The organism is Collinsella aerofaciens (assembly GCF_039752775.1).
In the GTDB taxonomy this organism is placed as follows: domain Bacteria; phylum Actinomycetota; class Coriobacteriia; order Coriobacteriales; family Coriobacteriaceae; genus Collinsella; species Collinsella aerofaciens_R.
Window position 1 is genome coordinate 1 of sequence record NZ_JBDMGT010000036.1, and the last position, 20,755, is coordinate 20,755.

18 protein-coding genes are annotated in these 20,755 nt (G+C 60.1%); 3 read left to right on the forward strand and 15 right to left on the reverse strand.

What is annotated here, in order from left to right; genetic code table 11:
• Nucleotides 1-247: 247 nt before the first annotated feature.
• From ABHR63_RS08745 to ABHR63_RS08785, 9 genes are all read right to left on the reverse strand, one after another.
• Nucleotides 248-637 carry a metal-dependent transcriptional regulator gene (locus ABHR63_RS08745; protein WP_035137287.1) on the reverse strand — a complete coding sequence of 130 codons (390 nt, stop codon included), beginning with the start codon at nt 635-637 and terminating at the stop codon, nt 248-250.
• Nucleotides 638-824: 187 nt separating this feature from the next.
• On the reverse strand, nt 825-1,595 hold the full coding sequence (locus ABHR63_RS08750; protein WP_035137289.1) for a Cof-type HAD-IIB family hydrolase: 771 nt from the start codon (nt 1,593-1,595) through the stop codon (nt 825-827).
• A 6-nt stretch (nt 1,596-1,601) separates the two neighbouring features.
• Nucleotides 1,602-3,461, reverse strand: coding sequence for an ABC-F family ATP-binding cassette domain-containing protein (locus ABHR63_RS08755; protein ID WP_346965435.1), 1,860 nt, complete (start codon nt 3,459-3,461; stop codon nt 1,602-1,604).
• 204 nt (nt 3,462-3,665) lie between these two features.
• Nucleotides 3,666-4,538, reverse strand: a complete 873-nt coding sequence (gene pstB, locus ABHR63_RS08760; protein WP_195361769.1) for a phosphate ABC transporter ATP-binding protein PstB — start codon at nt 4,536-4,538, stop codon at nt 3,666-3,668.
• Nucleotides 4,535-5,461 (reverse strand): phosphate ABC transporter permease PstA, encoded by a 927-nt coding sequence (gene pstA, locus ABHR63_RS08765; protein WP_320678089.1) that lies wholly within the window; start codon nt 5,459-5,461, stop codon nt 4,535-4,537. Before pstA ends, pstB begins: the two co-directional genes overlap by 4 nt.
• Nucleotides 5,454-6,362, reverse strand: coding sequence for a phosphate ABC transporter permease subunit PstC (gene pstC, locus ABHR63_RS08770; RefSeq protein WP_271740388.1), 909 nt, complete (start codon nt 6,360-6,362; stop codon nt 5,454-5,456). Before pstC ends, pstA begins: the two co-directional genes overlap by 8 nt.
• 24 nt (nt 6,363-6,386) lie before the next feature.
• Nucleotides 6,387-7,325, reverse strand: coding sequence for a phosphate ABC transporter substrate-binding protein (locus ABHR63_RS08775; protein ID WP_346965976.1), 939 nt, complete (start codon nt 7,323-7,325; stop codon nt 6,387-6,389).
• Between the two features lie 294 nt (nt 7,326-7,619).
• The gene (locus ABHR63_RS08780) at nt 7,620-9,056 is read right to left on the reverse strand and encodes a M20 family metallopeptidase (protein WP_346965402.1); all 1,437 of its coding nucleotides are present in this window, start codon (nt 9,054-9,056) and stop codon (nt 7,620-7,622) included.
• 54 nt (nt 9,057-9,110) lie between these two features.
• A complete protein-coding gene (locus tag ABHR63_RS08785; RefSeq protein WP_346965977.1) occupies nt 9,111-9,773 on the reverse strand; it encodes an HAD hydrolase-like protein in 663 nt (220 codons plus the stop codon).
• Nucleotides 9,774-9,929: 156 nt separating this feature from the next.
• Between ABHR63_RS08785 and ABHR63_RS08790 the strand changes: the two genes are divergently transcribed.
• Nucleotides 9,930-10,790, forward strand: a complete 861-nt coding sequence (locus ABHR63_RS08790) for a DegV family protein (protein WP_138112862.1) — start codon at nt 9,930-9,932, stop codon at nt 10,788-10,790.
• A 167-nt stretch (nt 10,791-10,957) separates the two neighbouring features.
• Here ABHR63_RS08790 and ABHR63_RS08795 read toward each other — a convergent pair whose 3' ends face one another.
• Nucleotides 10,958-11,101: a hypothetical protein gene (locus ABHR63_RS08795; protein ID WP_212746029.1), complete on the reverse strand. Its 144-nt coding sequence runs from the start codon at nt 11,099-11,101 to the stop codon at nt 10,958-10,960.
• Nucleotides 11,102-11,532: 431 nt separating this feature from the next.
• Here ABHR63_RS08795 and ABHR63_RS08800 point away from each other — a divergent pair, with 431 nt between their 5' ends.
• Nucleotides 11,533-14,460 (forward strand): TOTE conflict system archaeo-eukaryotic primase domain-containing protein, encoded by a 2,928-nt coding sequence (locus ABHR63_RS08800; protein ID WP_346965400.1) that lies wholly within the window; start codon nt 11,533-11,535, stop codon nt 14,458-14,460.
• 121 nt (nt 14,461-14,581) lie between these two features.
• Here the strand turns inward: ABHR63_RS08800 and ABHR63_RS08805 are convergent, their stop codons facing one another.
• The 5 genes from ABHR63_RS08805 to ABHR63_RS08825 all read right to left on the reverse strand — a co-directional run bounded on the left by ABHR63_RS08805 (nt 14,582) and on the right by ABHR63_RS08825 (nt 18,523).
• Nucleotides 14,582-14,890 (reverse strand): type II toxin-antitoxin system YafQ family toxin, encoded by a 309-nt coding sequence (locus ABHR63_RS08805; protein ID WP_161116228.1) that lies wholly within the window; start codon nt 14,888-14,890, stop codon nt 14,582-14,584.
• Nucleotides 14,891-14,892: 2 nt separating this feature from the next.
• Nucleotides 14,893-15,192, reverse strand: coding sequence for a type II toxin-antitoxin system RelB/DinJ family antitoxin (locus ABHR63_RS08810; protein ID WP_128620155.1), 300 nt, complete (start codon nt 15,190-15,192; stop codon nt 14,893-14,895).
• Between the two features lie 113 nt (nt 15,193-15,305).
• Nucleotides 15,306-16,064: an LOG family protein gene (locus tag ABHR63_RS08815; protein WP_329739000.1), complete on the reverse strand. Its 759-nt coding sequence runs from the start codon at nt 16,062-16,064 to the stop codon at nt 15,306-15,308.
• A gap of 136 nt (nt 16,065-16,200) precedes the next feature.
• Nucleotides 16,201-17,340 (reverse strand): tRNA guanosine(34) transglycosylase Tgt, encoded by a 1,140-nt coding sequence (gene tgt / locus ABHR63_RS08820; protein WP_055285790.1) that lies wholly within the window; start codon nt 17,338-17,340, stop codon nt 16,201-16,203.
• A 382-nt stretch (nt 17,341-17,722) separates the two neighbouring features.
• Complete coding sequence (locus tag ABHR63_RS08825; protein WP_006235414.1) at nt 17,723-18,523, reverse strand: SDR family NAD(P)-dependent oxidoreductase; 801 nt, start codon at nt 18,521-18,523, stop codon at nt 17,723-17,725.
• A gap of 294 nt (nt 18,524-18,817) precedes the next feature.
• Here ABHR63_RS08825 and ABHR63_RS08830 point away from each other — a divergent pair, with 294 nt between their 5' ends.
• Nucleotides 18,818-20,581, forward strand: coding sequence for a coiled-coil domain-containing protein (locus ABHR63_RS08830; RefSeq protein WP_346965399.1), 1,764 nt, complete (start codon nt 18,818-18,820; stop codon nt 20,579-20,581).
• The last annotated feature ends 174 nt before the right edge of the window (nt 20,582-20,755 follow it).

The window sequence follows — 20,755 nt, forward strand, 5'->3', positions numbered from 1 at the left end:
GAAAACGTCCTCGACCAATGAAGTGCCCCCGTTCTGCTCCTTCGGAGCTACGAACGGGGGCACTTCTGGTCTGCGGAATGTTTTCAAAACCAAGCCCGGCCCCGGCCTGCGGTAACGTTGCTGGCGGTTCTTGGGCATCGCTTGCTGGTGGGGTTCCTTGTCTAAGTTGGACTTAGTTGGTGGGACCACTCATCTCGGTCGCTGTCCCGCGCCGTTCCGGCGCGGGAGGCGCGCCGCTGCGGGAGTGCTAGTCGGTCATTATTGGCGCCGAAGCACCGTCCCGTCCCAGCATCGCCCTCAGCTTCTCGAAGCTTTCCTCGCTTAGGCAGTGCTCCATGTGGCAGCCCTCTTGCGACGCGACCTCAGCCGAAACACCCGCATCCTCCAGCAGCCCCACGAAAAAGCAGTGACGCTCCCACATTTGACGAGCGACCTCCAGACCACGCTCCGTCAGATGAACATCTCGCTTGCCCATTTCGACGTAGCCGTTGTTCTCCAACGTCGCCATAGCTTTTGAAACGCTTGCCTTAGTTACGCCAAGGTACTCTGCAACATCAATCGAGCGCACGATGCCCTGACGTTGCGACAGAACGTAGATCGATTCGAGATAGTCTTCTCCGGATTCACGTAGGGCCATGGGCCGCCTTTCGCAATGATTGCTAGTTAGCCTTTGGATACTTTCCACGGCTAACTTTACCGCAAAAGTTGCCCATGTCTTACTACTTTGCCTAAAAGTTAGCCGCGTTTCACAAAACGTGCGGGACGAAAACAAAATGGGGACGCCCCGCAAGGAATGTCCCCAGGTGCCAGGTGCCGGCCCGCAGCTACACGAGTCCAAAGTGCTTCGCAGCGTTGTAGATGCCGTCGTCGTCCACGGCAGTCGTCACATAGGTCGCTGCAGCTTTCACCGTGTCCTGCGCGTTGCCCATGGCCACACTTGTGCCCACGGCCGAGAACATCGACAGGTCGTTCTCGCCGTCGCCAAAGGCAATCGCCTCGCTCGCGTCGATACCAAGCCGCTCGAGCGTCGCCGCCACGCCCAGGTCCTTGCCGCCGTTAGCGGGAATAATGTCGCAGAACAGGTCGCACCAGCGCGTGGTGAGCGAATGCGACACGGCGTCGGTCACGATATGTTCGTCGGCCGGGTCCACAAAGGCGCAGAACTGGTAGACCGGTGCGTCAAAGGCGTGCTCAAACGGCTCCTCGTGGTAGACGATTCCCGCGTTGCTGCCAGCCGTCACCACGCGCTCGGACAGGCGGTTCACAAACGAGTTCTCGCCCTGCATGCACAGCGAGTCGTAGCGCCCCTGCGCCACCTGGTCCACAATCACCGCGACGTCGTCCGGATCGATCGGACAGCTGCGGTAAACCCCCTCGGCATCAAAGCAGTGCTGACCCGAGAGCGTAATGTACGCATCCCAACCCAGGTCGAACAGCCAGTCCGGTATCTGGTAGGTCGGGCGACCCGTGGCGATCACGCACGCAATCCCCTGCTCGTGAAAGCTATCGAGCACCTGCTGCGCCGACGCCGGAATCCGGTGCGTCTTAAAGCTCAGCAGCGTGCCGTCGATATCGAAAAATGCGGCCTTGATCATCCTCGTCTACTCCTCGCCCTCGAGCTTTTCGCTCGCCTCGAGCCACGCCATCTCCAGCTCGTCCATGGCGGCGTGAGCCTCGTCGATCTTTGCCTGCTGCTCGCCGAGCGCCGTGTAGTTGGTGGGATCGACTTGGGCCATTGCTGCCTCGGCCTCCTCAACGCGGGTGCGCTGCGTCTCCATCTTGCGCTCGAGCGAACTCACCTCGCGGCGGAGCTTCTGGCGCTCGGCGTTGGACAGGCCGTTGGGCTGACCGCTCGACTTGGGCTTTTCGGCCGCAGCTGCCGCGGCACCGGTGTCGAACGTGCCGGTCTTGGCGCTCGGCGCGCCCACGGGCTCGCCCTCGGCGGTAGCGTTGCACAGGCGCAGGTACTGGTCCACGCCACCGGGCATATGCGTCAGGTGGCCGTCGAGCAGCGCCCACTGCTGGTCGGTCACGCGCTCCATCAAAAAGCGGTCGTGCGTCACCAGGATCAGCGTGCCGGGCCAGCCGTCCAGCAGGTCCTCGACAATCGCGAGCATGTCGGTATCCAGGTCGTTGCCCGGCTCGTCCAGGATGAGCACGTTGGGCTCGTCCAGAATCGTCAGCAACAGCGACAGGCGACGGCGCTGGCCGCCCGAAAGATCGCCGATGCGGCTCCAGAGCTGCTGCGTCGTAAAGCCCAGGCGCTCGCAAAGCTTCTCGGGCGAAGTCTCCTTGCCGTCGATGACGTAGTACTTCTTATAGTGGCTGAGCACCTCGCGGATCGTGTCGCCCATGTAGGGCTCGAGCTCCTCGAGCTGCTGCGACAGCACGCCAAAGCGCACTGTCTGGCCAATCTTCACGCGGCCGCGCGTGGGCGCAATTTTGCCCTGGATCACATCAAGCAGCGTCGACTTGCCAGCGCCATTCTCGCCCAAAAGACCATAGCGGTCGCCCGCACCAATGAGCCAGGTCACGTCGGAGAGTACCTGCTTGGGCGCGCCGTCGGTATCGGCATAGCCGGCGTCCACGTCGACCACATCGATAACCTGCTTGCCCAGGCGGCTCACGGCCAGGCGCTTGAGCTCCAGCTCGTCACGCACGGGCGGCACGTCGGCGATCAGCTCACGAGCGGCATCCACGCGAAACTTGGGCTTGGTGGAACGAGCCTGGGCACCGCGGCTCAGCCACGCGAGCTCCTTGCGCGCCATGTTGCGACGGCGCTCCTCGGTAACGGCGGCCATGCGGTCGCGCTCCACGCGCTGCAGGATGTATGCCGAATAGCCGCCCTCGAAGGGATCGACCTGGCCGTCGTGGACCTCCCACATGCTGGTGCAGACCTCGTCCAAGAACCAGCGGTCGTGCGTGACCACGAGCATGGCACCCTGGCCGCGCTGCCAGCGGGCCTTTAAGTGACGCGCGAGCCAGTTGATGGTGCGCATATCCAGGTGGTTGGTGGGCTCGTCGAGCATGAGCACGTCGTAATCGCCGATCAGCAAGCGCGCGAGGTCCACGCGACGGCGCTGACCGCCCGAAAGCTCGCCCACCGTGCCCTCCCAGGGCACATCGCTGATGAGGCCGGCGAGGATCTGGCGCGTGCGGGGGCTCGACGCCCACTCGTACTCGGGGGCGTCGCCCACAACGGCATGATGCACGGTATCAGTATCGACCAGGTTGTCCTTTTGGCCGAGCAGACCGATCGTCGTGCCGCGGCGGTGCGTCACGCGTCCGTCGTCGGGCTCCAGCGTGCCAGCGAGCACGCTCAGCAGCGTCGACTTGCCGTCGCCGTTTTTACCGACAATACCAATGCGGTCGCCCTCGCCCACGCCGAGCGTCACGCTATCGAAAATATGCTTGGTGGGAAACTCTAGGCTGACGGAATCGCATCCCAAAAGAATCGCCATATGCCCTGCTCCTTCGTAGAAATTCAACGTTGTCCATGATAGCAGCGAGCCCCACCCCAAACCACCACGAAGGCGCCTGTCCCCTTTGTGGTGGTCGTTTCGGTCGCAGAGTAAAAGGCGGGCCATCTCCCACAAGAGATGACCCGCTTCTCCAATCAGTCCCGCGGCAACCGTGGCCGCCGCGGGCCTCAAGCATGTCCCGGACTAGGAGAACATGCCGGTGAGGTAATCATTCAGCCGCTTATCCTTGGGCCGTTGGAAAATCTCGTCAGTCTCGTCGTACTCGACCATATCGCCCATGTAGAAGAACGCCGTGCGGTTGGACACGCGCGACGCCTGCTCCATGTTGTGCGTCACGATGACTATGGCGCGGTCGGCAACGATCGACGACATAAGGTCCTCGATCGCCAACGTCGAGATGGGGTCGAGCGCCGAGCAGGGCTCGTCAAACAGGATCACGTCGGGGTTGAGCGCCAGCGTGCGCGCGATGCACAGACGCTGCTGCTGACCGCCCGAAAGCGCATAGGCGCTCTTATCGAGCTTGTCTTTGACCTCGTCCCACAGCGCCGCGCCGCGTAAGCTTTCCTCGACCATGCGGTCGAGCTCGTCACGGTCGGTGATGCCGTGGCGCTTGGGCGCAAACGTGATGTTGTCGCGAATGGACTTGCGGAACGGGTTGGGCTGCTGGAACACCATGCCAATGGAACGGCGCAGCTCGTAGGTGTTTTCGGTCTTGGTGTTCACGTTGCGCCCGCGATAGTTGATCTCGCCCTCCACGCGGCAGCCGCGAATCTCGCGATTCATGAGGTTGAGGCTACGCAAGAAGGTCGACTTACCGCAGCCCGAAGGCCCAATGAGCGCCGTGATCTCGCCCTTGTGGAAGTCGAGCGACGTATTGTGCAGTGCATGGTGGTCGCCATAGTACACGTTGACGTCCTTGGTGGAGAGCACAACCTCGTCGCTCACGGCCTTGCCGCTCACGCGCACGCGCTTCTCGCTCTCCCCCACGCTCGACAGGAAGTCCCGGGTGTCGGACGATGCCGCTTCGGTTGCGGGCGTTACATTCATCTCGCTCATTCGGCCGTCATCTTCCTTGCCAGTTGCTTGCCCACAATGCGGGCGATTACGTTAAACAGCAGCACGCAAATCATCAGCAGTGCCGCGGTACCCCAAACGATCTGCTGGGCCTCGGGGCTGCCTTCGCCATAGATCTTGTAGATATGCACGGCGAGCGACTCACCGGGGCGGAACACGTTCCAGGCGCAAGTAGGGCTCGACAGGTTAAGGCTCAAGAAGTTGAGGCGAACCGGCGAGCTCATGCCCGAGGTAAAGAGCAGCGCCGCGGCCTCGCCAAAGACGCGGCCGGCCGAAAGCACGATGCCGGTCACGATAGCGGGCATGGCCTCGGGAATCAGGATGTGCAGCATGGCCTCCCAGCGGGTGAGGCCCATGGCCAGGCACGCATCGCGCTGGGCCTGCGGCACGTCCTCGAGCGCCTGCTGGATCACGCGCACCAGAATGGGGATATTGAACATGGTGAGCGCGACGGCGCCGGAGATGATGGAGTACTTCCAGCCCAGCTGCACCGAGAACACCAGAAAACCGAACATGCCGACAACGATGGAAGGCAGCGAGGACAGCGTCTCGATGGCAGTGGAGGCAATGTCGCGGACGGGTCCGTCGGGTGCGTACTCAACCAAAAAGACCGCGCCACCCAGGCTGATGGGCACCGAGATGATCAGGGTGATCAGCAGCAGGTAGAACGAGTCGAACAGCTGGTAGAGCACGCCGCCCTGCGTTCCGTTGGCGCGCGACGGCTCCGTGAGAAAGCCCGGCTGGAACAGCGTCGAGATGCCCTCGAACAGGATATAGGCCACCATGGAGACGACGATGAGCATGACGATGGCGACGATCGCCGTCAACACGCCCGTGGCGAAGCGGTCCTGCTTTTGGACACGCCCGAGCCTCGCCTCGTCGATGTGGATACGCGTGCTAGCCACGAGCCTTCGCCCCCTTGCGGCCGATAAGGTGGATGATCAGGATGAAGATGAGACTCATGCCCATCAGCAGCAGACCGAGCGCCCACAGAACATCGTCCTGGGCCGAGCCCTCGGCATAGACCGCCATAGACGTGGTGAGCGTGGTGGTGATGGTGGACGCCGGCGACAGCAGCGACGTCGGCATGGCCTCGATACCGCCGATGACCATGCGCACGGCGAGCGTCTCGCCAAAGGCGCGGGTCATGCCAAGGATGACCGCGGTCATGAGCGACGGCATGGCGGACTTGAGCACCACGTGCCAGATGGTCTGCCAGCGGGTATAGCCCAGCGCGAGCGAGCCCTGTCGGTAGCTGTCGGGCACGGCGCGCAGGCCATCGACCGAAAGCGTGGTCATGGTCGGCAGGATCATGACGGCCAGCACGATGGCGCCGGGCAAGATGCCCAGGCCCGTGCTCACGTGGAAAACGCTCTTCATAAGACCGACGACCACGTGAAAACCGATCAGGCCAAAGACGACCGAGGGGATGCCGGTCAAAAGCTCAATGAGCGGCTGAAAGATCTTAGAGCCAAACTTAGGGCTAATCTCGACCGCAAAGATGGCAGAGCCGATGGCGATGGGCAGCGCGATGAGCGTGGAGAGCACCATGACCGCAAACGAGGTGACAATCAGGGGCAGGGCGCCGGTGTAGGGCAGGCCGCTTTCGGCTGTGTTGGCCAGGTCCCACTTGGTGCCGGTGAAGAACTCGACGACCGAAACGCCGTCCTTGAGAAAAGCCGAGAGGCCCTTTTGGGCGACCATAAAGATGAGCGCGGCAACGACAAGCGTCACGAGCGCAACGCACGCGCCCGTGACGCCCAGGCCCACGTTCTCAAGGTCGCGCTTTGGCAGCTGTTTTGCCATTGCAAACCTTTCCGGGGCGATTACTTATTTAGCGGAGACCTTGCCGCTGGCGTCCTTGACGACCTTCATGGCAGAGACGGGGATAAAGCCCTGCTCCTCGACGAGCTTGCCCTGGACGTCATCGGAAAGCATGAACTCCAGGAAGGCCTTGGTGGCCTCGTCGGCATCCTTAGCGCAGTACATGTGCTCGGTAGCCCAGATCTTGAAGGAGTCGTCGGTGACATTCTTGCTCTTGGGCTCGACGCCCTCGACCTTGATGGCGTTGAACTTGGAGTCATCAAAGTGCGAGAAGTCGAGGTAGGAGATGGCGTTGTCGGTACTGCCCATCTGAGTCTGGACATCGCCGGACTTGTCGAGTTCGGCGTCGCCCTTAAAGTCGACGGCCTCGTCGCCAAAAACGGCGGCCTCGAAGGTGGCACGGGTGCCAGAGCCAGCCTTGCGGTTGAGAACGACGATCTTGGCGTCGTCGCCGCCGACCTCCTTCCAGTTGGTGATCTGGCCGGAGAAGATGCCCTTGAGCTGCTCGAGGGACAGGTCGTCGACCGTCACGTTCTTGGAAACGACGGGGCCCATGCCCACGACGGCAACCTCGTGGTCGACGAGGTTCTTGACCTGGTCGGCCTCGAGCTTGGTCTCGGCGAAGACGTCGGAGTTGCCGATGGTGACGGTGCCGGCGGCAACAGCGGTCAGGCCCTTGCCCGAACCGTTACCCGAGCCGGAGACGGAGACATCGGGGTTGGCGTCCATGAACTTCTCGGCAGCGGCCTCGACGAGAGCCTGGAACGAAGAGGCACCGTCGTAAGTCACCTCGCCGGAGACGGACTCGGCAGCAGCGGCGCTACCCTTGTCGGCGGCATCGGATGCGCCGGAGCCGCCGCAACCAACGAGACCGAGACCGACGATGCTGGCAAAACCACCAGCGAGGCCGAGGAACTGACGACGAGAATAAGCCTGATCGAGCATGATCTTCCTTTCATACATGCGACTCGCGGGCACCCCACCCGCTTTGCTGTTTGGAAAGATACGGCCTCGATCGGGCAGTGCCCGCGCCAACTGCGGTTTTTTACGGGCATCTGATAGACCCTTACCGCAAGCGCAGCACGGCCTTTACAAACGAATAACAAACCCGCCGCCAAACATGGCCAGCCTTTTACACCAATAAAAACAAAGTTGCGGTGAAATAGTTCCTGCTTGGCCATCAAATGGCCCATTCTAGGAACTATTCCACCGCAACTTAGATTGGGAAACCGCGAGACCTTAAAGCTCTAATTCATTCAAACGGAGGATCGCAACAATATAGATCTTGAGCGCCTGTTTAAGCTGTTCCTCGTTGGCGCACTCGTTGGGGCCGTGCATCTGGCCGCCCCATGCGGGCAGCTCCAGGCCGGTCTCCTCGGGGCCAAACGAGACGGCGCGGGCAAAGTTGCGCGCGTACGTGCCGCCGCCCATGGCAAAGGGCTCGGCATGCTTGCCGGTGAACTCGTTGTAGGTATCGATAAGCGCCTTCACGGCCGGATCGTCGGCAGACACCGAGAACGGCACCTTCGCACGACCCACACGGCACGTCACGCCAAAACGGCCCACGAGCGGCTCGAGCTGCTCGCGGATGGTATCGGCACTCGTGCTGTCGGGGAAGCGCACGTCGATGACCTGCTCGATATGGCCATCCGCCACACGGATGACGCCAGCGTTGCAGGTAAGCGGGCCAAACGCTGGGCTCGTCGCGTCGATACCCAGGCCGCGACCATAGGCATCCGCATGCACAAAGGCCAGGAACTTGACGAACTCGTGCTCGGCAGGCGTCAGCAGGCGCTCGTCGCGTGCACCAAACGCGTCCTCGGCCTCGCGCAGATACGACACGATCAGGCCGACGGCATTGATCGTCCCCTCGGGCATCGAGGCGTGACCGCCAATACCGTGGGCGAAAATCTGCACATGACCATTGTCGAGAGCCGTGATCTCCAGGCGGTCAGCATTCTCGACCGGCGCCGGCAGCTCATCGGCGGCAATCGCGAGCTCGCAGATAGACTGCGACGGAATGGCGTTGCTCGCCTCGGCACCGCTCCAGGACACAATGCGCCCGCCGTCGATCTTGGGGCTCACGAACGTCGCCCCAAACTGGCCCTTCTCAGCATTGCAGACCGGGAACTCGGCATCGGGCGTAAACAAAAAGTCGGGGTCTGCGTTGTTCTCCAGATAATGGTGAACGTCGGACATGCCCACTTCCTCATCGCAGCCCAGCAGCGCGCGGAAGGTGTAGCGCGGAACAATGCCGTGCTTGAGCAAGTAGGCGCCGGCGTAGAGTGACAATACCGCCGGGCCCTTGTCGTCAATCACGCCGCGACCGAGCACCCAGCCCTCGCGGCGCTCCATGGTGAACGGGTCGGTGTTCCAGCCAGGGCCGGCGGGAACCACGTCCACGTGGCAGATAGTCGCGAGCTGTTTGTCGCCGCGGCCCGGGATATCGGCGATTCCCACATAGCCCTCGTCGTCGCTCGTCTGATAGCCGAGCTTCTGCGCGATGCCGAGCGCGCAATCGAGCGCGTCACGGACCGGGCGGCCAAACGGCGCGCCGGGCTCCGCATCGGCAGAAACTGCCACGGACGGATAACTCACCAGCTGCTCGATATCGGCGACGACATCCTCCCAGACCTCGTCGACATACTCGGCAACGCTCTGCTCCACCTGATTCATGGACGACCTCCTTACCAATGAGCGGCGAGCGTGCCCGCCCCTCACATCAAATACCTATATAGCGAAAAGTTTAGCAAGCTCGGCCACCGAGTGCACCACTGCATCGGCACCCGCCGCCTCGTGCTCGCCCGGCGCCGCCGCGCCCGAATAGATACCAATGCACGGCGCGCTCATCGCGTGCGCGCCCTCGACGTCGTTAAAGCGATCGCCGATCATCGCGGCATCGCCCGCGGCCGCACCCAAGGCCGCCAACGCGTCGCGGACCGAATCGGCCTTGGTCTCGCGCCCCTGCGGCGGATTCATGCCAACCACCGCCTCAAACTGAGAAAGTCCCAGCTCTCCCACCATGTCAACGCACTTTGCCTCCATGCGCGACGTCGCCACGGCCAAGCGCTTGCCCTGGGCGACCAACCCATCCAGCAGCTCGGGGATCCCGTCAAACACGGGATACTCCTCCGGTCCCAGCTCGTCAAAAAAGGCGCGGTACTCGTCGGCCACCACAAGCGACTCCTCGCGGGAGAAGCCATAAAAGTCGTGAAAACTCTTCCACAGGGGCGGCCCGATCATGCGACGCAGGTCACCCATCTGCGCCTCCGAAAACCCGCGTGCAGCCAGCGTCTTGCGCGTCGAGGTCATCACCGCCCGACCCGTATCGGCCACCGTGCCATCAAAATCAAACAGCACGACCGGCCGTTTGCATATCTCCAGCGCCTCCATCGGCATCCCTCTTCCCCAGTTGACGATTTCCACACCGACACTTCAAACTGTTGACTATTCAACAATTGAACTTAGAAATGTGGAACGACTCCACTATACTTGTCGCACTTTGCTCTCAGAAGGCGGCGCCGTCGCGCCCCAACGAAAGGTGCAATTATGTCTTTTGCCATCATAACCGACTCCACGTCGGACATCTCCCCCGCCCGCGCCCAAGAGCTCGGCATTTACGTGATTCCGCTGCATGTGATTATCGAGGGCGAGGACCTGCTCGACCAGGTGCAGATTACCGCCCAAGAGTACGTCGCCCGCATGGCCGGCTCCGAGCAGCTGCCGCACACCTCGCAGCCGAGTGCCGGCGAGTTCAAGGAACTCTTTGACCGCGTGCGCGCCGACGGCCACGATAGCGCCATCTTTATCTCGCTGTGCAGCGAGTGGTCCGCCTGCTACGCCAACGCCAGCCTGACGGCCGAGACGCACGAGCTCGACGTGCGCTGCATCGACTCGCGCACCGGCTCGGGCGCCGAGGGCCTGCTGGTGGAGTACGCGCTGGCCATGCGCGAGGACGGCCGCAGCCTGGACGAGACCGAGGCGCAGATCCGCGCGACGCTGCCCGACGCCCACCTGCTGCTGATTCCCCGCACGCTCGAGAATCTCGTTAAGAACGGCCGCGCGCCCAAGCTCGCCGGCCAGCTCACGCAAATGCTTAACATTCGCCTGGCCGTTTCGCCGGAGTGGAAATCGGGCGAGATCAAGGCCATAAAAAAGGGCCGCGGTGCCAAGCGCATCGTTACCAACACCATGGCCGATTGCCTCGCATTTTTGGCCGAGTATCCGGGCTCCAGCGTGCGCGTGCTCACGACCGGCGCCGCCGAGGAGCAGGAGCTTGTCAACGAGGCACTCGCGGGTCAGGATTACGTAGACGCCGGCACCGGCCCCATCGGCTGCACCATCGCCACCCACGTAGGCGTCGACGCCATCGCCATCAGCTACTGCCCCCGCTACCAGCCAACTCACTAGGGACGCCCACATCAGTTGCGGTGGAATAGGGACTGTTTTTGGCTTATTAGCCGCCAATCAATCCCTATTCCACCGCAACTTAGAAGCAGTTCATTTGGGACGGGGCTAAAAAGACTAGTATCAAACGTTTCAGACCAGTCTTTTAGCCCCGTCCCATTTTACCTACCCTACATCAGCCCGCTCAGGGCGATGTCGACGGCTTCGTTGAGGTCGTCGGTGATGTGGACAAGGTCTGGATCGAGTGGGCTGATCATGCCGGCATCCATCACCGGGCCGTTGAGCCAGTCGAACAGGCCCCTCGCGGTACCCACTGGACAAAAAATGGCAAATATGAGTACCGCCACCAAATTAGTAGCAGCAAAATCTCGCCGGAATTGATCATTTCGATCAATTCCACGTCTTGCCAAGGCTCAAAATTCCGTGTTTAGTGGGTTAGATATATAGAATAATGTGGAATTGGTATTCTATTCTTACCAAATGTTATGAGACTACATTAACAACAGTACTCATATTTGACGTTATTTGACCACGGAGTCATTCGAGGACCCCTCCCCACGCCGCCAACACGCCCCATAGCCGCCAAAACACCTTTAACAACAGCCGCCGCACGTTTTGGCACCGGCTAATTGCCACTCACGGATCGGTACCCCACTATTACCGAACCAAAATCGAAGTCGCATATCTCATAAAGCTGAAATGACGTACCCTCATCCCAATGAACGCTGACAAGAATGGCATTCAAATGAGCAACGCCGTGCATCAATACGCCCTTTTCGGGAACGCCTTATTCAAACTCAATAAAACGGTTGTCCACGCTTCAGATCCGCGTAAGCAGATCGTAATCTGTAGCAACGGTCCAGACATCCGTTACGCAACACTCGAAGAATGGGACAAAGCCGGCAAATCTTTCGGCGAACGTGCACAGACCGAGGGCATCGTTACCAGCGCGAGCCCAGCGCGCGACAAACTCGAGCTCTTTCGCAATCTTTTTACCGGCCGCAAAGATGTGCACGCTCACGGGTATCGCAGAAAAGACGGGGGCATCGGCTATACACCCGCCTGCGCAAATGAGTGGAAGCCAGGCATTTGCCCCAAAGCAAACCATCACAGAATTAAATGCGCTGAATGTCGCAGCCGCACATTCCTTGAGCTGAACGATGCCGCCATTATCGCCCATTTCAAAGGCAGCGACGACAGGCTCCGGGACGTCATAGGTCAATATGTTCTCGACAAAGACTGCAACACAAATGTCCTTGTCATTGATTTTGACAAAGCCGATTGGAAAGAAGCGACAAACGCTATCAGGCTTGTCGTAAAAAACCATGGAATTAACGCTGCGGTCGAGCGATCAAGGTCAGGCAACGGCGCGCATATCTGGTTTTTCTTCCTAGAACCTATAAACGCAAAGACAGCACGAGATTTCGGTAGCTGCCTTATCGCCGAAGCAGCGGCACTCAACAAGACAATCACCTTCGAAGCCTTTGACCGAATGATACCCGCGCAGTCCACCATTCCTGAAGGCGGCTTTGGAAATCTCATTGCGCTGCCCTTTCAGGGAAAAGCGCAGCGGGAAGGAAACAGCGTATTTGTTGACGAACGATTCGAGCCCTTTCCCGACCAATGGCTTTACCTTTCGCAAATCCAACTAATCTCGCGTGCGACGGTGGATCGTCTGATCGAGGACACCAAAAACAAACCGCTTGGAATAGCAACAGCTGCAGCGACAAACAAAACCAGGCGCAATGTCCAAAAACCACGAAAGCGGCTCCCGCTCACGCCACGAGACTTCCCCTCGAACCTGCTCGTCACACAAGCCGATATGCTCTACATCCCCGAAAAGTCTCTGAGCCCGGCAGCTCAAATGGAAATCCGCAGGCTTGCGACATTTGCCAACCCGGAGTTCTTCCGTGCGCAATCTATGCATCAATCAGTATTCGGCAAACCGCGACTCATAGACCTCAGCGAACTTAGAGATGGCCGCGTCGCGATTCCCAGAGGCTGCAAAGCCCAACTTGAGCAGCTGATTCAAGAAGCCCACGTTACTGCCCATTATTCAGACGAACGTAGCACAGGCAATCCAATTGAGATGGCATTCAAAGGGACCCTTTATCCCGAACAGCAAATTGCCGCCGACCAGATGCTTGAATACGAAGACGGAATCATGTCTGCGCCAACGGGCTTCGGTAAAACCGTCATCGGAGCTTATCTTATTGCCGCCGTTGGTCTTCCGGCGCTCGTCATTGTTCCAAAGACCGCGCTCATAGCCCAATGGAAATCGCAGCTCGAACGATTTCTCGACATTACGGACACCAGAGAGCCGGTCCGAACGCCAAAAGGACGAATCAGCAAAAAGCAACCTCCCCTTATTGGACAAATCGGAGGGGGCAAAACCGCCGTCAGCGGCCTTATCGACGTCGCTTCCTTTCAGTCGCTATCTGGCAAAGACTCCCAAACCGGGGAGCCGATAGTTAAGAACCTTGTTCGTAATTACGGCCTCATTATCTGCGACGAATGCCACCATGCTGCCGCGCCACAGCTCGAGCTCGTCCTCAAGTCCGCTCCAGCCAAATATATATATGGCCTCTCCGCGACACCCGAGCGCTCCGACGGACTCACGCGGGCGCTCTCGATGCTCTGCGGCCCGCTTCGCTATGTCATCGATCCAAAAACGCAGGCAATTCAGCAGGGCATCCAGCGCATCGTTCGACCGAGATTTACCGGCATTCGGCTATCCGCCTACGAGCCGGATGCAAGCTTCAATCAGATTCTCGATATGCTGTGTGCACATGCGGCAAGAAACGAATTGATTGTCGATGACGCCCTCGAAGCAGCGTCAAACGGTCGACATCCGCTCATACTATCCAAAAGGAAAAAGCATGCTGAGGAACTGTTCAGGTTGCTTAATGATCGCAGACACGAGCCCATACTCTTAACCGGAGAAATCGGCGCCAAAGAAAGAAAAGCGATACTGAACAGTCTTCCCGGCTTTGAGCATGAACATCGAATCATCGTCGCCACCGAAAGCCTTCTGAGCGAGGGCTTCGATCTGTCCTACCTTGACACCCTTTTCATTGCCACGCCGATATCTTGGGACGGCAGCGTAACGCAGCAGGTGGGCAGACTGCATAGAAGCCACGAGGGCAAGCAACAGGTTGAGATATTCGACTACATTGACCTGTCGATACCCATGCTCGCCCGCATGTACCAGAAAAGACTCAAGACGTACGCCAAGTTGGGGTACGAAATTTATTCAGCAGAGGACAGCGAGCAACCCGATTACAACATTCTCATAGAGCCGGCAAACGCTATTGAGGCATTAATTAAAGACATCACCGGTGCCACAAAGAGTGCCTTCATAGCCGCATCCTACGCATCCGCCGCATGCCTCACGAAACTCACCACCACACTCGCAGGCGCAGCCGCCCGTGGGATTACCCTTGAGGTTTATGTTGCCTCACCTCCGCGCGATGACGCGAAAGCGATTTTTGCCGAGATGAACGTCGACTATTCCGTCAAGGCCAAAGGGCGGCTGTGCGCGGCCGTGATTGACGAGGAAACTGTCTGGTACGGGACTATCCCGCTGCTGGCATTCCCCAAGAAAGAAGACCGCAGCATCCGTTTCAAAAGCAACGAAGTCGCCGCTGAGTTTTTGAGCGAAATCCAGCAATGAGGAGAACCGGGGGCCGCAGCAGCGAACGGGGCGCGCCTATCAGTTGCGGTGAAATAGGGACTGTTTTTGGCCAATCGACCGCAAATCAGTCCCTATTCCACCGCAACTTAGAAATCGGCAATCAGCCCTGCGGGCCCCGGAACAGTTCCTCATGCGAGCCCATTCTGACCAGTCGGATCACAGGATTAGTCTTATGCGGCAAGTACAGAACGACCACATCGACCAAGCCATCGGATAGATGGAAATCGATGTGGCCGTTGTAATTGCCGCCCGGGTTTGAAAGCTCGTGGGCACCATATTCCGCGGGAAGCGAGCCGTGAGCCGCAAGTTCTGCAACCGCCGCCTTAAACTCGGTTTTTAGCTGCGGATGGATGCGCATCGTCCGTTTGTAATCCGCCTTAAACTGAGCCTCGACTTTAATCTCAAACATCGCTAGTCCTCATCGAGGAATGATATAAGCTCATCAGCGTTATTGAATGACGGGCTGTCGTCTGGCAGAATCCCCAACTCATGAGCTTCAGCGATCACCATGGCGCGCCTCGTCGCCTCGTTGGGAACTTCGGATCGACCAACGATCTCAAAAGGAATCTTTCGCTGATTTACCAGCTGCCGAACAGCAAGGTTGAGATACGAATTGAGACTCAGACCAACCGTATCCAAGAACTCAGTCGCCTGTTCCTTGAGCCCCTCTTCGATGCGAACCGTCGTAGGCTTAACCGTTGCAGTAGACATACACGACCTCCTCGCTCTCGTCTTTTGCATCAGTATACCCAGTTTAGAAGGCAGACTGATGTTAAATAGCATCAGTCTGCCTTCTCATCACTACAACGACAGGCACGCTCGCCCTACATCAGCCCGCTCAGGGCGATATCGACGGCCTCGTTGAGGTCGTCGGTAATGTGCACCAACTCCGGATCGAGCGGGCTGATCATACCGGCGTCCATCACCGGACCGTTAAGCCAGTCGAATAGGCCCTGCCAGTACTCGGTGCCCACCAGCACGAGCGGCATGCGCTTGACCTTGTGCGTCTGCACCAGCGTGAGCACCTCGAACATTTCGTCGAGCGTACCAAAACCTCCGGGAAACACGATGGCGCCCGAGCTGTATTTGACGAACATGGTCTTGCGCACAAAGAAGTAACGGAAGTCCATGCCGAGGTTCACGTATTTATTGAGCCCATGCTCGTGCGGCAATTCAATGCCCAGGCCAACTGACTTGCCGTTGACACTCGCCGCTCCCCTGTTGGCCGCTTCCATGATGCCGGGGCCGCCACCGGTGATGACCGCCACGCCGCGCTGGGCGATTTTGCGGCCGACCGTGCGCGCCGCCTTATAGAGCGGATCGGTCTTGGGCATGCGGGCGCTGCCGAAGATGGTCGCAGCGGGCCCGAGCTCGGCAAGTGCGCCAAAGCCATCGACAAACTCGGCCTGGATGCGCAGCACGCGCCACGGATCAGCATGCAGCCAGTCGGTCGACTCCTCGGGCGCCAGCAGGTTGGCGTAGGTGTTGTCCTTAGGAATCATGGGGCCGCGCATAACCACGGGACCGCGGCGGTACGTCTCGTCGTAGGCGGACTCGCCCTCGACATTCTCGTTCTCAATCATGGGTACTCCTATCGGGAAAAAGAAAAACGGGCGGGGTCGACGCCATGCGCCAAACACCCGCCCGAACATCAACTATTCGGTATGGTACCCACGATGCATCAAGCGCTTGCAAGGCATCGGTCAGCGGTCGCGGCTCTTAGTAATCCACCGCCGCAGGGCTGTTCATCCAGTCGCTCACAAACGCGCCGTAACGGCCCTCGATAATGGCCTGACGGGCACGCTGCATAAGGTTGAGCAGGTAGTAGATGTTGTGCATCGACAGCAGAATACCGCCGAGCATCTCCTTCTGCGTGACCATGTGACGGATGAGCGCACGGCTGTAGCCGCCCGTGCACACCGGGCAGGTGCAGGTGGGGTCGATAGGGCCGTCGTCGTGCGCAAAGCGCGCGTTGCGGAAGTTAAGGCGACCTTCACTGGAGAACGCCGTACCCATGCGGCCGGTGCGCGTCGGCAGCACGCAGTCGAACATGTCGATGCCCACGCCAACGCCGCGCACGAGCGTGGTAGGGTTGCCGACGCCCATGAGGTAGCGCGGCTTGTGCTTAGGCATGTACTCGGAAACCAGCGGTGCCAGCGTCTCGAACATGGTCTCGTGGTCTTCGCCCACCGAATAGCCGCCGATGCCGTAACCCGGGAAGTCGCCGCACTCCTCCAGATGGCGCAGCGAGCGCAGGCGCAGGTCCAGGTGCATGCCGCCTTGGACGATGCCAAAGAGCGCCTGGTCATCGCGGGTATGCGCCTTATAGCAGCGCTCGGCCCACATACTCGACAGCTCAACGGCGCGCTCAACGTAGGCGCGCGTGGCGGGATAGCCCGGGCACTGGTCCAGCTGCATGCAGATATCGGACCCGAGCTTCATGGCGATTTCCATGTTGTCCTCGGGCGTCCAGAACACGTGGCGGCCGTCGTAGTCGTTGACGATAAAGCGCACGCCCTCGTCGGTGAGCTTGACGGCGTCGTTGTGGCTGAACACCTGGAAGCCGCCCGAATCGGTAAGAATGGGGCCGTGCCAGTTCATAAACTTGTGCAGGCCGCCCAGCTCGGCAATGGTGTCCTCGCCGGGACGCATGGACAGGTGATAGGTGTTGGCAAGCACGATCTGGGCGCCGAGCTGTTTGACGGTCTCGGTAGGAATACCCTTGACGTTTGCCTTGGTGCCCACGGGCATAAAGATTGGCGTCTCGATATCGCCGTGCGGGGTGTGCAGTACGCCGGCACGCGCGTGCGTCGTCGGGTCCTCGGCGATCAGGTCGAATTTAAAAAGGCTCTGGTCCATAAACTGGAACTCCTTGGTTGCGGTTCATACGCAAACCATTATACGGGCAACCCGCAAAGAGCACCGACTCGACAGAAACTGGTGCAAAGGAAACCTGCCCCTTGCGACAACGGATCATTTCCGACAGCCACAGCAACGCCGATGCTATGGCACCGACAGCGAAAACCCGCCAGAGCGAGCAAGGTGCCTTCAAGCAAAATGGCGCCGCAGGTTGAGCATAAGTCAGCGAGCGGGTCGCATTTGAGACAAGGTGCCGTGAAATGAAAGGGCGCTGACCTTCTGGTCGCGCCCTTGAAATTGAACGGCAGATTGTCCAAATGCGGCCCGCGCAGCGTCGGCCGGTCCGCCGTTCGGTAGAACGGCGGAACCTGAGACGTAACCCCTAAGGCCGCTGGCCCATGCCACCCTCGAGGGTGACGGTCTCGCCGTTCATGTACTTAAAGTCGGGACCGCAGAGCTGAACGACCACGCGGCCAATTTCCTTCTCGACGTCGCCGTAGTGACCAGCCGGCGGCATGTGGACGTTGGCCTTGAACGCCTCGGGGTAGGCATCCTGGAAGTTCTCGAGCGCAGCGGTCCAAGCAAGCGGGCACACGATGTTGACGTTGATGCCGTCCTTGCCCCACTCGTTGGCGGCAACGCGGGTCAGGCCGCGGATGCCCTCCTTGGCGGCAGCATAGCTGCACTGGCCATAGTTGCCAAACAGGCCGGCGCCCGAAGCAAAGTTGACCACGGAGCCCTTGGTCTCCTTCAGGTGCGGGTAGGCCTTCTGCATGTACAGGTAGGTGGCATACAGACCGGAGTAAATGGCGAGGTTGAACTGGTCCATGGTGTGATCGGCGATCGTCACGCCCGAAGCGCTGGCCTGAGCATTGTTGACGACGGCGTCGATGCGGCCGAACTCCTCAATGGCCTTGTCGATGACGTTCTGGACGACGGCCTCGTTGTCCTGACCAGCCGAGACATCGGCCTGAACAGGCAGAACCTTGACGCCGTACTCGGCCTCGAGGGATTCCTTGGCAGCCTCGAGCTTGGCAACGTTGCGGCCGGTAATGACGAGGTTTGCGCCCTCCTTGGCAAAAGCGATATCGATACCGTAGCCGATGGAGCCAGCGGAGCCGTCCTTGAGCGTGGCCTTGCCACCGCCGGTGACGATCACGGTCTTACCAGTGAAAAGTCCCATATAAAGTCCTTTCAAATCGCGACGGGCGCACCCGCCGACTGCGCGCATCCAAATAAACGCGACAAAAGCTGAAATGCAACTTTAACGGGTTCAAGTGAAAAGAAAAGGCCTCGGCAGGCGAACGGCATAACGTCTTTCGGCGAAGGGATTGTCAAGTACAAACTGGATAAAGTGGCCGAGTTTTTGCTATCGACGCGAGCCATCGAACACGTTTTGAAACTTTGCTGCAGCGCGCGGGATGTCGGCGCGAGACTTTATCATAGGGTGACAAACAACGATGAGGAGCACATGCCTATGACAGACGAGCTGGACCCCCAGACTCAACAGCATATTGATGATTCCGCAGACGTCACTGCAGATGCTGACGCTGTGACCTGCGATGATATTGGCCTCGACGACCCCATCTTAGACGAAAGCGCTACGGCGGAAACCCCCGGCGCCGAAGATGCAGGCGAGCAAAACGACGATGCGCCCGCTCAGGACGACCACCCCGTACAGGATGCTGCTCCGCAAGCTGCGGGCCCTATCGAGATTTCTTCGGAAGAAGAGCTCGACGCCGTCATGGACTCCATGATGGATGCCGTCAAAGCGATGAAAGACGCCGTGGCCGACGCTGACGTTGACGCCGAGGAAGAGGAGGCCGCCGAGGCAGCCTCGACCTTCGTACCCGGCGAGACTCCGGTTGCCGACCAGGGCAGCGCCATGCCCTCGTTTCTGCAGCTCGAGCATCCCACGATTGGCGCCGATGCGGTCGACCCGCACGCAGCAGGCTTTTCTGTGGTCGAGGGCGGCACCGGCAATATCGCCGCGCCGCAGGCTACCGATGCGGACGCTGCCGACACCGCTCGCCCGACCGCCCCGCACTCCCCCGCCGCGAGCCGCGATCTGGGGACCGCCGTTTCGAACACCGCGAACGCCGTGGGCACCTTTATCGCCCAGGGCGCCTCGGCCATGCGCGAGATGAACGCCGCGAAAAAGGCACTTGCCGATGCCCGTGCCCACCTGGCCGAACTTGAGCAGCGCATTGCCGACCAGACCGAGGAACTCGAGACGCGCCAGGATATCGCAGGCCGCTACGACCAGATCGTCGCCGACCAGCGCCAGGCGATTGCCACGGCCCAAAAGACTGCAGCGGCCGCCGAGATTGATCGTGATGCCCACGCCTCCAAAGCGACAGAGCTCAAGGGTCAGCTCGAACAAATGAAGACAGAGGATGACGCGACTGAGCTCCGTCTGAAGGCCGCGCTCGATGCCGTGGAGGCCCGCGAGGCGAGCTCGCGCGAGACCGGCAACCGCCTCGTTCGACGTCTTGAGGATTCCAAGCGCATCCGCGACAAGGTGAAGGCAGAGCGAGACGCCGGCATTGCCGCCGCACAACAAACCGTCGACGCCACGCGCGCCCAGCTCGAGACGCTGCGTCATGAGTATGCCGAGCTGCAACGCAATCCCTCGGCAAATCCCGCCAACTATACGGTGCGCACCAGCGAGCTCTCGATGCAGATTTCCGACACGGCAGACGCCCTGCGTAAAGCCGAAGAAGATGTCCCGCGCATCACCGCCGACCTTGAGCACTCGCTTGCCGCAGCCGAGCAGGCCGTCGAGCAGGCTCAAGCCCCTATCGCCGACGCAAAACGCGCGCACCAAGCCGTGACGACCGAAGCCGATGCCGCGCGCGACGAGCTGCAGACGGCGAAGACCGCCGCCGCGACTCGTCAGCGCGAACTGCGCGAGAAGATCGCCGCGGAGGACAAGGCACGCCGCGAGCAGGAGCAGACCATCGCCAACGCCCAAGCAGATGCCGCACATGCGCAGTCGATCATCGAACAGGCGACCGAAGTGCACGACCACCCAGAGATCACTGAGTCGCTTGCAGGATCCTTGGCCCGAGACAAAGCCGAACACGCCGAGACCGAGCGAGAAGTCGCCCAGCTGGAGGCCACCGAGGACGCGGTGCGCGAGCGTACCCGCGACTCACGCATCAAATTCACCGGCGCCATCGTCTGCATCGTCGCCGCAATCCTGGTGATCATCCTAGTCTGGCTGTTCGCAAGCAAGTAGTCGTTGGGGACGTTCTTAAACGACTGGTCAAACAAGAACGTCCCCAACGACTAGCCCAATGACGAGAGTGGATAATCTCCCACTTTGAGCCCCCAAGGGGGGTGCGGACGATTTCTTGGACCGCGCCTAGGCGTATCCAAGCTTCCTGCGGTACTCCATCGGGCTCAGCCACCC